We start from the raw sequence: 13232 nt of genomic DNA, 5'->3' as shown, positions 1-13232 counted from the left end.
TTATGAAGAAAATAAAAGTTATCATCAGTCGCGGGAAAGATAATTATGCAGCATTTGCTGAAAATGTGAAAATGATTACCGGAGCGGGGGATACCGTACAGGAGGCAAAAGCTTCAGTACTGGAATGCATTGAATTGATTAAAACTTTTCCGGCAAAGAATATTCCCGCGGTTCTTAAAGGTGAATACGAAATAGTCTGGAAACTGGATGTTGAAAGTCTCCTTGAATATTACAAAGGAATTTTCAATCAAAAGGGCATTGCCAAACTGACCGGTATTAATGAAAAGCAGTTGAATCATTATGCTTCCGGTTTGAAAAAACCACGGGCTGTACAGATCAAAAAAATTGAGACGGCGCTACACCGTCTCGGAAATGAATTGCTGGCTATTGAACTATAAATTACTCGTATATCGCAATCGTAAAAGAAGCCTCGAAAGTCTGACCGGGAGCCAGTTTTAAAATGCCTTCTTTTGTTTCAAAGTTCTGGTCAGAATCGATACTGTCGGCAATGCCAAGCCAGGGTTCAATACATACAAAATTGGCTTGCGGCTTTGCCCAGATTCCAAGATAAGGAAAGTCATTAAAATGCACCGTTACCACTTCCGGCGACTTGGTGCTGCGCAAGCTTACCGTTTTCGACACCAGATGCTTGAATATCAGAGCGTCATGATCGAACAAATGCTTGTGAAGGTGCAGTACATTGGTGTTTTCAAGAACGGGCTTTGTATTTTTACTCACCAGTCCGTCTTCCAGCAGCCACGTTGAATCGGTTTCAACCGCTTCAAATTCCAGATAATAATCTTCATAAACTTCGTCTTCATGCAAAGGGCATTTAAATGCCGGGTGCCCGCCCAGGGAAAACAGCACTTCTTCCGTTCCATGATTAATAACCTGATGGCTAACAACTATTATATGCGCTTCAAGCCGGTATGATATCTGAAACTCGAATTCGAAAGGATAAATCTTTAAGGTTTCCTCACTGTATTTCATTCCGAAAGTCAGGGTATTTTCCGTTTGATGAACCAATTCAACCCGGGCATTATTCCGGATAATGCCGTGCCTGGGAACTGCAAAATCATTGCCTTTGTACTTTACAAACCCGTTTTTGACTGCTCCGATTACCGGAAAAAGGACAGGTGCAGAACTTGCCCAAACATCCGGATCGGCATTCCACATAAAGTTTTTTCCGGATTTTACGGACTGAATTTTGCAAAGTTCAGCTCCGGCCTGCTTAACTGAAATTCTTAAAAAGTCGTTTTCAATCGAATGTTCCATGTTTTTGACAATGAATTGTAGCTTATAAATGATCTTTAGTTTGTTTGTGATTTACGCGGCGAACACATTCGGTGAAGACACCTCATGGCCGCCTGCAGTAACACATTTTCAGCTATCCAGAACTTCAAGAATAACATGGCACGCTTCGGTAATCTGCTCTTCTGAAATAGTCAGCGGAGGCGCAATGCGCATGGCATTGTCACAAAATAAAAACCAGTCCGTAATCACGCCTTTTTCAATGCATTGATCGATCGTATCTTTCAAGATTTCAAAAGAGTCCATTTGCGCTGCAAGCATCAGCCCTTTTCCTCTTACCTCGCTGATTTTCGGGTGAACAAGCAGGGATTTGAAAAGCGCCCCTTTTTCCACTGCCTTGGCAGCAAGATCTTCGTCCAGCGTGACGTTCAGAGCGGCGAGTGAAGAAGCGCAGCTTACCGGATGGCCGCCGAATGTAGTAATGTGCCCGAGAATAGGTTTCGATTTCAGAACCTGCATAATTTCATGCGAAGCCATAAAGGCGCCGATCGGCATTCCGCCGCCCATGCCTTTGGCGCTCAGCAAAATATCAGGGTAAAAACCGAATTGTTCAAATGCCCAGAAAGTGCCCGTACGTCCGAATCCGGTCTGGATTTCATCCACGATCAGCAACGTGCCGGTTTCCGTGCACCGGGCGCGCAATGCCGGAAAATACTCGGAGCCAGGAATCCTTACGCCTGATTCGCCGCCGATTACTTCAATGACAACAGCTGCTGTTTTTTCAGTGATTTTTTCAATATCCGGTATATATCCATGCCTGATATGCTTGGTTTCCGGAAGCAGCGGACGAAAACTGTTTTTAAAGAACTCGGCTCCGGCAAGGCTCAGGGCGCCTTGTGTCGCGCCGTGATAGGCATTGTAGCAGGAAATGAATTCCGAACGTCCGGTAAAACGCTTGGCCAGTTTCATGGAGCCTTCCACCGCTTCGGCTCCCGAATTGGTAAAATAGACATTATCAATAGCTCCGAACGGCGACATAGTTTCCGGTGCAGAATTCAGTGTACTGGCCAGAGAAGCTGCAAGCTGCACCTGGGAACTCTGGACAAATTCGCCGTAAACCAGTAAATGCATGTGTTTGTCAAGCTGATTATGAATGGCTTCAAGCACTTTCGGGTGCCTGTGCCCGACGTTGCTGACGGCAATTCCGGAAATAAGATCCATGTAACGCTTTCCATCCGGACTATACATGTAAATGCCTTCGGCTTTATCAATTTCCAGTGCCAGCGGATAATCAGATGTTTGTGCCAAATGATCAAAAAAATGCTGGCGATGTGTAATGTGCATGATGTTACTTTTCGAAAAATGTAGCGCTTCCTCCGACCCAGGTGAAATTTTTATTATAATCCACACCGATCATTTCTCCACGGCTCAAACGGCTTAAACTAATCAGCAATTCCGGTTTTTCTGCGGAATCGTTCCAGCCGTACATCATCCTGATCTCGCATTTGACCAGTCCGTCCGGGGCCTGAATAACCGGTTCGTATCTTACTTTTTTCTGCAGAATGTAATTTTCAGGGTCTGGGATTGCTCTGAGCAGCTCTTGCGAGACATGCAGCTGAACGCCGGAGCCGGCAAAGGAGAACAATGGTTTCAACACATAACTTTCCAGATCTGCCGGAAAGCGGCCGTTGTAATTGCTGACAAAATCGGTTTCCGGGACAAAACTGCTTTTCAGGAACGGCAAGGCAAATTTACTGATCCGAAAAAACCAGTTGGGATGCCCGACCCACTCCACGTCCACATCATCGGTAAAACGATAGCTGGTTTCCAGGTCCGGATAATTTTTTAGATCATCAAAAATGAGCCGGTTATAAATTCTTTTGACCTGAATTTTTCTTCCGTTGCTTTCATAATACAACTTCCTTCCTTCGCGGATCAGCTTGGTATAACAAACCGCCTTGATGCCCAGCATTCGTTCCGTAATGGCAAAATCAATGCGGGTTTTTTGTTTCTCCGGAAAAATTTCAAGTAAAATAACTTCTTCCGGGTTTTCGCCGGCAACGATCAGGTTCCGTAGTTTACTTACATATGCTTCATAGGATTCTGCGCCGAAGCAGTACTGGAAATCGGCAGGCGTATCAAAGTATTTTCGGAACTGTTCAGACAAATAAGCCTGATAACCGTATAAAGACGGAAATCCCTGAAGCTCGATCAGCTGGGGAAACAATTCGCCGGAATCGTTTTTACAAATTGCAAAATCAATGGCCAGAAAAGAAGTATGCGCATTTTCATTCGGCACCGATTCATTTACAGGAACTGCACGGTCTGTTTTTTCTTTGAAGTCCGGCGACAGTAGCGAATCTATAATTTCATCCGAAGCCTGTATAATCTTGTTTTTGAGCTCAGCGGGAATAAAAACAGGCGTTTCTGCAATTCTGAAATCCAGCTGTCCGGGAAAATCAACTTCAAAAGCGTTCAGAAATTCCTGATATCTGTTTTCCGTAAACGATTGATTGTAAGCCTCGCGTGCTTCCTTTTGCATATTATCAGCTTGAATTGATTACAAAGTTTGAGCCAGTTGTGCGTCTACTGGCGGAACAGCAGTTTTCAGGTAAGCATTTTTCAGAAAAGACGAAATGATAACTGCTTCGGTCCGCACAATTTTTTCAGGGTCATTCAGATGACGGATCATATCACTGTATTTGGCCTCGCCGTAATTGGCAATGATACTTGTTTTTTTGTCTTCTCTTAAAAAATACCGCAGCATCCCTTCGGCATCTGCTTCGGGATGAAACTGCGTTCCCACAATCTCATTGCTGAACCGGATCGCCATCACAGCGCGTTCCAGCGGGACATGCGGACGGATTTTTTCAAGACAAAGCAGCTTGGCGCCCATGCTTTCAAACACTTGCTGATTCGGCTGCGTCACCTGAAAATCTCTGGAATCGACAATATAAAAAGGGTCTTCAAGTGCGTTCAGAAGCGGATCTTTTCTGCCGGCAAGTGTCTTATGCACAGGAAAAGTACCGAATGACGTTTTTCTTCTTTTGCTTACTGCTGCAAGCTGCCAGTGAATGCATGCCATCTGAAAGGAATGACAAATCAGGAACAGATGTTTTTTGGTGCGGTTGCGGCGGTTTTGATTAAAGTGCAGAAGCTGGTCCAGAAAATTAAAAAACTTGCGTTCCCATGCTTCGCCGACTGGCGACGGATTTCCGGGCCCGCCGGTTGAAATGTAGGCATCGAATTCCATGCCCGGAACTTCAAGCTTCTGTCGTACGTCGAAAATTGTATAAGTTACAGGAATGGCTTCCTGCTCACCGAATGCCGTAATGATCTTTTTGATGCAGCGCATTCCTTCATTGTCCACCCCGCTGTACATATCGAGGATCGCAATATGGAAATGTTTATGGTTCGTGTTCATTTTATAATAGCTGAATGCAATGCACTCAGCTTTTAGTTTTAAGAAAGTGTAAATAAGGTTAACACATTTATGGTCAATAAATTCACACTCCGATTGAATTTTAATACAACCCGACTTTGGTTTCAGAAACAATATAATCCACAACGGCGCTCATATTTCCGGTTTGATCAAAAACAGCAAGCTGACGGTCCGCGCCGGTGCCCATGCGCATGATTTCATGGATGTAACTGATTTCATGTCTGCTGCCGAGTTCGTCTACAACGTCATCAATAAATTCCAGCAGTTCCTCCACAAGAATACTGTATTCGACTTCTTCCTGTTTACCGAAATCAATGAGTTTGCCGTGAATTCCGTACCGTGCAGCGCGCCATTTGTTTTCATTGATCAGCATCCGGTGATAAGGCCGGAAGCTGAGGTTCATACGGTGCAGTTTATGAATTTTGGCCACAAGCGCCTGCATAATGGCGGCCAGACAAATGGTTTCGTCCGTTCGCATGGGAACGTCGCACATACGGAATTCAATGGTGTTGAAAAACGGGTGCAGCCGGATATCCCACCAGATTTTCTTGCCGTTGTCAATACATTTGGTCTTGATCAGCAATGCGACATATTCATCGTATTCCGATGCACTTGCAAAAAAATCAGGAATTCCGGTTCTTGGAAATTTATCAAAAACCTTGGAACGGTAGGATTTGAAACCGGTATTTCTGCCGCACCAGAATGGCGAATTGGTCGATAATGCATAAATATGCGGCAGAAAATACCGTACGGCGTTCATAATCTCAATGCCTTCGTTCCGGCTTTCAATCCCGACATGCACATGCAGGCCGAAGATGAGATTTCCGCGAGCGACATCGCGCATTTCATCAATAATCTCGTCATAGCGCGGATCGGGCGTAATGAGTTGTTCCACCCAGTCGGCAAAAGGATGCGTTCCGGCTGCGGCAACCTGCAGATTTTGTTTTTCCGCAAGGTCCAGAATCATTTTCCTTAGGTAAGTGACCTCTTCACGCGCTTCCTGAATATTATGGCAGATATTTGTCCCTACTTCCACAACCGCCTGATGCATTTCTGCTTTTACTCTTTCCTTAAGTGTGATTTTCCCGTCCTCCACAAGCTTGGACATATGCGACCGCAAATTGCGCGTGACGGGATCAATGGTCTGAAATTCTTCTTCAATTCCCAGAGTGAAAGTTGCCATAATAAAAAGCTGCGCTGAAATGATTGGTTAGGATTTTTTCAACTTGGAATTTTCTGCCGGCGCTTTGGTAGCAGCTGCCTTTTTGGTTGGAATTTTAGGAGCAGGCTCCGTAATTGTTTCAAATCCTTTGTCTTCAACCGGCTTCAGTGCTTTTTTAGGCGCGACAGATTTTACTTTAACTTCTTTTGCAGACGGTTCCGGTGCCGGTGCAGCCGTCGACTGGGCAGCCATCTGCGGCGTGCCAATTGCATCTTTCACAAATGTTCCCCAGGTCAGGTTTGATTGTCCGGGAACATGCTTTTGAGCACGTTCAATGGCCATGTTTGCCGCGGCTTCCACAACCCATTCAAAATTGTCGGGACCTACGGAATAAATGTCCGCGTCCGGTGCAGGATTACAGAAATCAATAGCAACCGGAATGCCGTCGCGTACTGCAAACTCTACGGTATTGAAGTCATAGCCCAAGGCCACATTCAGCTTCATAGTATAATCACGAACGGTTTCGAGCAGTTTTTCTCTTTCTTCGCCCGTGGCTTTTATTTCGGCAGCATACCTCAGATGATGCGGGTTTCTGGGTTCGTAAGGCATAATGAGCACATCTTTTTGCCCGATGCAGTAGCAGCGGAAATAGTCATCAAAAACAACTTCTTCCTGCAACATCATAACAAGATGTCCGGTTTCCTGGTGTTTGTGCCACATATCCTGCGGGTTCACAACTTTATAAACACTTTTCCAGCCTCCGCCGTCATGCGGCTTCATATAGGCCGGAAAACCTACATACTGAAAAATTTCTTCCCAGGCCATGGGATAGGCAAGGTTTCGGAAAGAAGTTTCGGAAGTATTTTCAGGACGTTCCCTGGAAGGCAGCAGTACGGTTTTTGGAACCGGAACCCCGATTTTTTCGGCGAGTGCATTGTTGAAAAACTTTTCGTCGGCGCTCCACCAGAACGGATTATTGATAACTGCAGTCCCGGACAAGGCTGCATTTTTAAGATATGCCCGGTAAAACGGCACGTCCTGTGAAATACGGTCAATGATAACGGCATATTCCGTTGGATCCGCCTGAACAACTTTATCAATGGATACAGCTTCGGCAATAATCCCGTCCACGGCTTTACTGTTTACTCTTTCAATAAATGCGTTCGGAAACGTATTTTCCATTCCAAACAATATTCCGATTTTTTTCATACAATAGTACTGTTATGTTTAAGCCAGCATTTTCACTTTTTAATGGAAATATCTGTAAATACGGTTTTACATGATACGTGACAAGTAATCCGGAAACATTTTATGCCAGAGCGGCCAATCGTGCTTTTCCCAGCCGCGCACATCCAGCCAGTGATCTATTCCGTTGTTGCTGAGAATGCCTGACATTTTCAAATTGCTGTCCAGGCAAATGTCCCAGTCCGAAGTTCCGAGCACGATTTTCATATGCCCGTACCGCCAGCCCTGTTCATTCGGCATAAAATCGACGGGATTATTGAAATAGACCGTGTCGTCGTAAAATCCATCGGTAAAGCTCCTGATATCGAATGCACCGCTCATGCTGATCAGATAAGCGACCATGTCCGGATGACGGAAGGCGTAATTGGCAGCATGAAAACCTCCGAAGCTGCATCCCGCAACGCCGATTTTTTCCACTTTACATTCGTTTTTGATAAAAGGAACCAGTTCGTTGTGCAGGAATTTGTCGTACTGCATATGATTCAGAACCCGATATTGCGGATTGAGATGCTTTGCATACCAGGAATCCGCATCTATGGAATCTACACAGTACAGCTTGTATTTTCCGGACTCAATCTGTTTGCGCACGCTGTCGATGAGGCCCATATCTTTGGCTTGATAATAGCGGCCGAGGGTTGTAGGGAAAACAAGTACCGGATAGCCCCAGCTTCCGTAAACAAGCATATCAACGTCTCTGTCGAGATGATGAGAGTAATATTTAAAATGCTTCTCTTCCAATAGATGACAAATTTTACAGAATACGACGATAAATGAAATATACAAAACAAATCATAGGAAGCAAATTAATAACTTGCCGTCCGTTTTTTCAAGAATCATTAACCGGCAGTGCGTTTGAGTTTTTCTGAACAGCAAATCCTATTCCAGCATAAAAACCTGTATTCCTTTTTTCTGGAAAGAGAAGTGGCCATTTCCATTTTTCTTCCGCTGGATTACAATCCGTCTGTAACTTATCCTTTGCTGCTGTTTAACGACGGGCAGGATTTCGAGGCGTTGCATATGCATGAAATCCTGACCCGGATGCAGGTGGAGAACCGTATGGCTCCGGTGCTTGTTGCCGGAATTCACGCCGGCCAGGAAAGGATATTTGAGTACGGGACTGCTATGATGCCCGATTATGCAGGGCGGGGCAGCAAAGCGCAGGCAACTACGAGCTTTGTTACGGATGAACTGCTGCCTTATTTAAAGGAACATTTTCATATAAAATCATCCGGAATCACCTATGCCGGATTTTCGCTGGGCGGATTGATGGCGCTGGATATGGCCTGGAACCATTCCGGACTGTTCTCGAAAGCCGGAATATTTTCAGGCGCGTTATGGTGGCGTCAAAAAGCACTGCACGAAGGTTACAGCGATGCCGACCGCATTATGCATGCGCAGATCCGGAATACGGCATCAAAGCCAGCGCTGAAGATCTGGTTCCAGTGCGGATCGCTGGACGAATACGACGACCGCGATAATGACGGCGTTATTGATTCCATTCAGGATACGCTGGAATGCATTTCGGAACTGGAACGAAAAGGTTTTGTCTGGCAAAAAGATGTATTTTACACAGAAGTGGAACTCGGGGAACATAACCAGAAAACCTGGTCAGCGGTTCTGCCCGAGTTTTTGCAATGGGCATTCGGAAAGGAAAACCGGTAATCAGCAAGCAGCCAGAAAAGCCATCGTATCCACGGCATCGGCATAATCCAAAAGACCGGGGATCTGCGCTTTGCCGAAATCAACGGTTTGTGGCAGAGGCGGATGGCTGCTTCCGACAATGCATTGGATTTTTTCCGAAGAAGCTGCCAGCTTGCCGCTTACTTCATCCATTGTGCGATACGTTTCATAATGCAGCACGCTTATGGCCGACACAAGCACTTCACTTTCACTTAGTAAAAGAAAGCCATTGTCGTAATGCGGAACGGCGTTTACAAGAAAAATGGATTTGTTATACTCGTAATTGTTAAAGTACTTGTGATGATGCAGATAGTTTTTGTCCATCTCCTGAATGGCATGATAGAACCTGGTAAAATCATACTTTTCCGGCACATACAATTTGGAAACATTGCGGCAGCCAAGCCCGAAGTACTGTAAAATGTCATGGCCAAGCGCACTCAGTTCTGCATCCGTTTCATTGCCTGTCAGTACAGCCACAGAAGTTCTGTTCTTGCGGATGATATGCGGTTTTTTGGCAAAATAATAATGAAAATACCGGGCAGTATTGTCGCTTCCGGTGGCAATGTACGCATCTGCATCATTCAGGCGCTCCACAAAGCGGATGTAATCTTCGAACGCCGGTTCCAGATCAATCAGTTTGTTCAGAAGTGCATTGATCAGCACAAAATCGTCCGAGCTGGGTTTGGCCAGCAGGATGTGTCCGCTGATGAGTACACAAAGCGCATCCTGAAAACCCACCGCAGGAATATTTCCGGCCATGACAATGCCGATTTTCCTGGCAGATTCCGGTTCCGGATATTGTGCAGCCCACTGGGTCAGTTTGTCTTCATCCAGGTATTGTGAAGCAATTGCATTCAGCGACTGCGCGGTATTTTCAGGTGTAAACCAGTTGTTCTTGCTTTTTGCATGATCAATCCAGTTTTCGATGACAGATGCATTTTGCGGGTTGCTGATGAATTTTCCGAGCTTTACAAAGGCATTTATTCGTTGGTTTCTTGATATCATTATAGGGTAGCTCTGAATTATTTAATTAAAAACGGCATGTTAAATTTTGTGATTGCCGGGAAACTATAAATATTTATATTTGTTATTCTAAACAGAAGAAATAGCAACAAATATAAACAATCCGGCGACTATGGCTATAATGATAACCGATGAATGCATAAATTGTGGGGCGTGCGAGCCAGAATGCCCGAATACGGCAATTTATGAAGGAGGCGTGGAATGGACCTGGGGAGATGGAACAAGTTTGGACGAAGTGGATTTTGGCGAAGGAACCGTTGTCAGCGGCAAAGAAAAACAATCTCCGGTTTCAGACGAGTTTTACTATATAGTTTCAGATAAATGTACCGAATGCGTCGGTTTTCATGAAGAACCACAATGTGCTGCGGTTTGCCCGGTGGATTGCTGCGTTCCTGATCCGGATAACGAAGAAGAGGAAGATACATTGCTTGCAAAGAAAGCATGGATGCATGGTGAATAGTACCTGCTGAACCATCAAGATTTTAAAGCCTGCTGATTAGCAGGCTTTTTTTTTGCTCCTGCTACCTGAAAATGTAAATAAATTAATAAAATTTCTTAATAACGGGTAGCTGTCATTTGTAATAATATTTTGTTTTGGTTACAAAATACAGAATATTAATTTATATCCATAAAACAGCTTTTTTATCATTTTTTAGCTTTTTAGATATAAAAAAGAGTAAAAAACCATGATTTTTTGACTAAAACTCATTAATTATGTTCTTTATATTTGAAAAATATAATTTAAGTACAATATTTGATCTGATAATCCTGCCGGAGCGTAATATTAACTTAAACAGAATATAATTATGAGAAAAGTCTATTGTACAGTATTATCTTTGATGCTTCCCTTACTTGGTTTTGCCAAGACGGAGGAAGACAAAAAAGCAGTAAAAGCAGATACGACAGTAGTAGTGGAGGTGAAGGAAGATGAAGAAGCCAAAGGTGCATTTGCCTTTACAGGTTACCTGGATTCCTATTATATGGCCAACTTCAATAAGCCCGCTTCACGTTCCAATATGGGTGTTGCAGGAACGGCGCGGGTTTTTGACCGCAAAGCCGGCCAGTTTTCACTCGGACTTGTTCAGGCAAGAGTTGCATATGCAAACGCTAAATCGGAAGCCGTTGTAGACCTTACTTTCGGCCCTAATGCGGATTACGGCAATTACGGAAATGTACTGAGCCCGATGGACGGCATCAGTACAAGTACGGCGCTCGCCATCAAACAAGCCTATTTTACTTATAAATTCACCGACAAGTTTTCCATGACTGCGGGCCAGTTCGGAACGCATATCGGTTATGAAGTGATTGATGCACCTGCCAATTTCAACTATTCGCTTTCCAATCTTTTTAATAACGGACCATTTTATCATGCGGGTGTGAAAGCAACCTATGCTTTTACCGACAAGGCATCTTTAATGCTCGGCGTTGTAAATAATGTGGACGGACTTGGCGACAACAACCGCAAAAAGGGAATTATCGGACAGTTTTATTTTTCTCCTGCAAGCAACTGGAACGTTTACCTGAATTTCATCAACAGCAATGAAGCCAATCCGGACAGTGCTGGAAATCAGCCGGATGCACATTACCGTGTTTTTGATATTACAACCAGTTATCAGATCACTGAAAAATTTCTGCTGGGACTAAATGCCGCTTACGGCTCGCAAAAAGGTGATTATCAAGGATACGGCGGACCAGCTGATGCACAAACCTGGGGCGGCGTAGCAGTTTATGCGAATACAGCGGTTACCGACCACTTCGGAATCGGTGCACGTTACGAATATTTCAACAATGACAATGCCGTACGCGGACTGGTTACCGGTTCGGGTGCCGGAACAAGCGTAAATTCAGTAACGCTGACAGGAAACATCAGCCTTGCAGACGGACACATTCTGCTGAAACCGGAATTTCGTCTGGATGCATATCCAAAAGTGAATGGATCAGGCGAAAGGCAGCAATTTCAGGATTCCAAAGGATTTTATACCAAGAACAGCCAGACCACTTTCGGACTCGCATTTATCTACAAATTTTAATCATATACCTTCTTAATCTATTATTATAATAACAATTTACTACAATGAAAAAACGTAATTTAGTTCCATTAATTATTCTACTCGCTATCAGCATGTTAGGTGCATTCGCGGGAGAAGTTCCTACTAAAATCATTACCGAAGGCATCAACGCAGGTGACACTGCGTGGCTGCTCGTGTCTGCTGCACTTGTATTGTTGATGACTCCGGGACTTGCTTACTTTTACGGTGGAATGGTTAATAACAAAAATGTTATTTCCACCATGCTTCAGAGTTTTATTGCCATGGGTGTCATCAGTGTGCTTTGGGTCGTAATTGGTTTCAGCCTTGCATTTGGTGATGACATCGGCGGGTTTGTCGGCAGTCCGACGACACACTTCATGTTTAAAGGCGTTCTGGACGGACCGGTTTTCGGAACAATCCCTTTCGCTTTGTTCGCCATGTTCCAGATGAAATTCGCGGTAATTACGCCGGCACTGGTTACAGGTTCAATGGCCGAACGTATCAATTTCCGTTCGTATGTATTGTTTATTATCCTGTTCTGTATCTTTATTTACTCTCCGCTGGCGCATATGACGTGGCATTCGGAAGGAATCCTTTTCAAAATGGGCGTACTTGATTTTGCGGGCGGAACCGTTGTACATATGTCTGCTGGCTGGGCTGCACTCGCCGGCGCACTTTATCTGAAAAGACGCAGATCTTTAATGGAAGATCATGTATTGCCTCCTGCAAACATCCCGTTTGTACTTTTGGGAACCGGTTTGCTTTGGTTCGGATGGTTCGGTTTCAATGCAGGTTCCGCACTATCTGCTTCTCCGCTTGCCGTTTCCGCTTTTGCAACAACGAATACAGCTGCCGGTGCTGCTGGTCTGGCGTGGGTATTGTTTGACGTGGCAAGAGGTAAAAAAGTATCCGCACTTGGTTTTTGCATCGGTGCAGTTGTTGGTCTGGTTGCCATTACACCTGCTGCCGGTTTTGTAACCGTTCCTGCCGCATTGTTTATCGGAACGGTTGCAGCGGTAATCAGTAATTATATTGCTCACCTGCGCACCCGTTCTACTTTGGACGATACGCTGGACGTATTTCCTTGCCACGGCGTAGGCGGTATGGTTGGTATGCTGATGACAGGCGTTTTTGCGACAAGTGGCGTTAATGCACTGGTTACGGATCAGGGACTGGCATTTGGTGAAACTACTTTGTTCATCAATCACGTGATTGCATTGGTCGGCGTTTCGGTGTTCGCATTTGTCGGATCACTGGCATTGCTTAAAATTACAGATCTGATCCTGCCGCTTCGTGTATCTGAAATTGACGAAAAAGCAGGTCTGGATATCAGCCAGCACGATGAGTTTCTTGTAGAAGCATAAATTTACTTGACGTTTAAAGCAAAAAGCCCGGATTG

At 44.7% G+C, this 13232-nt stretch carries 13 protein-coding genes; 5 read left to right on the top strand and 8 right to left on the bottom strand.

Annotated elements, in window-relative coordinates; all coding sequences use genetic code 11:
* Nucleotides 1–2 precede the first annotated feature (2 nt).
* Nucleotides 3–398 (top strand): type II toxin-antitoxin system HicB family antitoxin, encoded by a 396-nt coding sequence (locus tag FEM55_RS06215; protein WP_138280407.1) that lies wholly within the window; start codon nucleotides 3–5, stop codon nucleotides 396–398.
* A 1-nt stretch (nucleotide 399) separates the two neighbouring features.
* Here FEM55_RS06215 and FEM55_RS06210 read toward each other — a convergent pair whose 3' ends face one another.
* The 7 genes from FEM55_RS06210 to FEM55_RS06180 all read right to left on the bottom strand — a co-directional run bounded on the left by FEM55_RS06210 (nucleotide 400) and on the right by FEM55_RS06180 (nucleotide 7838).
* Complete coding sequence (locus FEM55_RS06210; protein ID WP_138280406.1) at nucleotides 400–1275, bottom strand: aldose 1-epimerase family protein; 876 nt, start codon at nucleotides 1273–1275, stop codon at nucleotides 400–402.
* Between the two features lie 108 nt (nucleotides 1276–1383).
* Complete coding sequence (locus tag FEM55_RS06205; RefSeq protein WP_138280405.1) at nucleotides 1384–2595, bottom strand: aspartate aminotransferase family protein; 1212 nt, start codon at nucleotides 2593–2595, stop codon at nucleotides 1384–1386.
* Nucleotides 2596–2599: 4 nt separating this feature from the next.
* Entirely contained in the window at nucleotides 2600–3793 is a 1194-nt protein-coding gene (locus tag FEM55_RS06200; RefSeq protein WP_138280404.1) for a hypothetical protein, read from the bottom strand.
* Between the two features lie 18 nt (nucleotides 3794–3811).
* Nucleotides 3812–4675, bottom strand: a complete 864-nt coding sequence (locus tag FEM55_RS06195; protein WP_138280403.1) for a type 1 glutamine amidotransferase — start codon at nucleotides 4673–4675, stop codon at nucleotides 3812–3814.
* Between the two features lie 100 nt (nucleotides 4676–4775).
* Entirely contained in the window at nucleotides 4776–5876 is a 1101-nt protein-coding gene (locus FEM55_RS06190; protein ID WP_138280402.1) for a carboxylate-amine ligase, read from the bottom strand.
* 27 nt (nucleotides 5877–5903) lie between these two features.
* Entirely contained in the window at nucleotides 5904–7064 is a 1161-nt protein-coding gene (locus FEM55_RS06185) for an ATP-grasp domain-containing protein (protein ID WP_138280401.1), read from the bottom strand.
* A gap of 66 nt (nucleotides 7065–7130) precedes the next feature.
* Nucleotides 7131–7838, bottom strand: a complete 708-nt coding sequence (locus tag FEM55_RS06180; protein ID WP_138280400.1) for an esterase family protein — start codon at nucleotides 7836–7838, stop codon at nucleotides 7131–7133.
* A 114-nt stretch (nucleotides 7839–7952) separates the two neighbouring features.
* On the opposite strand from FEM55_RS06180, the gene FEM55_RS06175 reads away from it, so the two are divergent.
* The gene (locus FEM55_RS06175) at nucleotides 7953–8762 is read left to right on the top strand and encodes an alpha/beta hydrolase (RefSeq protein ID WP_229209107.1); all 810 of its coding nucleotides are present in this window, start codon (nucleotides 7953–7955) and stop codon (nucleotides 8760–8762) included.
* On the opposite strand, the gene FEM55_RS06170 is transcribed toward FEM55_RS06175, so the two are convergent.
* Entirely contained in the window at nucleotides 8763–9785 is a 1023-nt protein-coding gene (locus FEM55_RS06170; protein WP_171036483.1) for an acyl-CoA reductase, read from the bottom strand.
* A gap of 130 nt (nucleotides 9786–9915) precedes the next feature.
* Between FEM55_RS06170 and FEM55_RS06165 the strand changes: the two genes are divergently transcribed.
* From FEM55_RS06165 to FEM55_RS06155, 3 genes are all read left to right on the top strand, one after another.
* Nucleotides 9916–10263 (top strand): 4Fe-4S binding protein, encoded by a 348-nt coding sequence (locus tag FEM55_RS06165; protein WP_138280399.1) that lies wholly within the window; start codon nucleotides 9916–9918, stop codon nucleotides 10261–10263.
* 346 nt (nucleotides 10264–10609) lie between these two features.
* On the top strand, nucleotides 10610–11833 hold the full coding sequence (locus FEM55_RS06160) for a porin (protein WP_374756469.1): 1224 nt from the start codon (nucleotides 10610–10612) through the stop codon (nucleotides 11831–11833).
* A gap of 44 nt (nucleotides 11834–11877) precedes the next feature.
* Nucleotides 11878–13197 (top strand): ammonium transporter, encoded by a 1320-nt coding sequence (locus FEM55_RS06155; protein WP_138280398.1) that lies wholly within the window; start codon nucleotides 11878–11880, stop codon nucleotides 13195–13197.
* Nucleotides 13198–13232: the final 35 nt, after the last annotated feature.

This window comes from Dyadobacter sediminis (genome assembly GCF_005860765.1).
Classification (GTDB): domain Bacteria; phylum Bacteroidota; class Bacteroidia; order Cytophagales; family Spirosomataceae; genus Dyadobacter; species Dyadobacter sediminis.
This window is presented reverse-complemented; position numbering and strand designations above follow the sequence as displayed.

Coding starts and splice junctions, on each gene's coding strand:
- FEM55_RS06155 (WP_138280398.1), top strand. CDS start 11,878: ATGAAAAAACGTAATTTAGTTCCATTAATTATTCTACTCGCTATCAGC.
- FEM55_RS06165 (WP_138280399.1), top strand. CDS start 9,916: ATGGCTATAATGATAACCGATGAATGCATAAATTGTGGGGCGTGCGAG.
- FEM55_RS06215 (WP_138280407.1), top strand. CDS start 3: ATGAAGAAAATAAAAGTTATCATCAGTCGCGGGAAAGATAATTATGCA.
- FEM55_RS06160 (WP_374756469.1), top strand. CDS start 10,610: ATGAGAAAAGTCTATTGTACAGTATTATCTTTGATGCTTCCCTTACTT.
- FEM55_RS06190 (WP_138280402.1), bottom strand. CDS start 5,876: ATGGCAACTTTCACTCTGGGAATTGAAGAAGAATTTCAGACCATTGAT.
- FEM55_RS06170 (WP_171036483.1), bottom strand. CDS start 9,785: ATGATATCAAGAAACCAACGAATAAATGCCTTTGTAAAGCTCGGAAAA.
- FEM55_RS06195 (WP_138280403.1), bottom strand. CDS start 4,675: ATGAACACGAACCATAAACATTTCCATATTGCGATCCTCGATATGTAC.
- FEM55_RS06205 (WP_138280405.1), bottom strand. CDS start 2,595: ATGCACATTACACATCGCCAGCATTTTTTTGATCATTTGGCACAAACA.
- FEM55_RS06200 (WP_138280404.1), bottom strand. CDS start 3,793: ATGCAAAAGGAAGCACGCGAGGCTTACAATCAATCGTTTACGGAAAAC.
- FEM55_RS06185 (WP_138280401.1), bottom strand. CDS start 7,064: ATGAAAAAAATCGGAATATTGTTTGGAATGGAAAATACGTTTCCGAAC.
- FEM55_RS06210 (WP_138280406.1), bottom strand. CDS start 1,275: ATGGAACATTCGATTGAAAACGACTTTTTAAGAATTTCAGTTAAGCAG.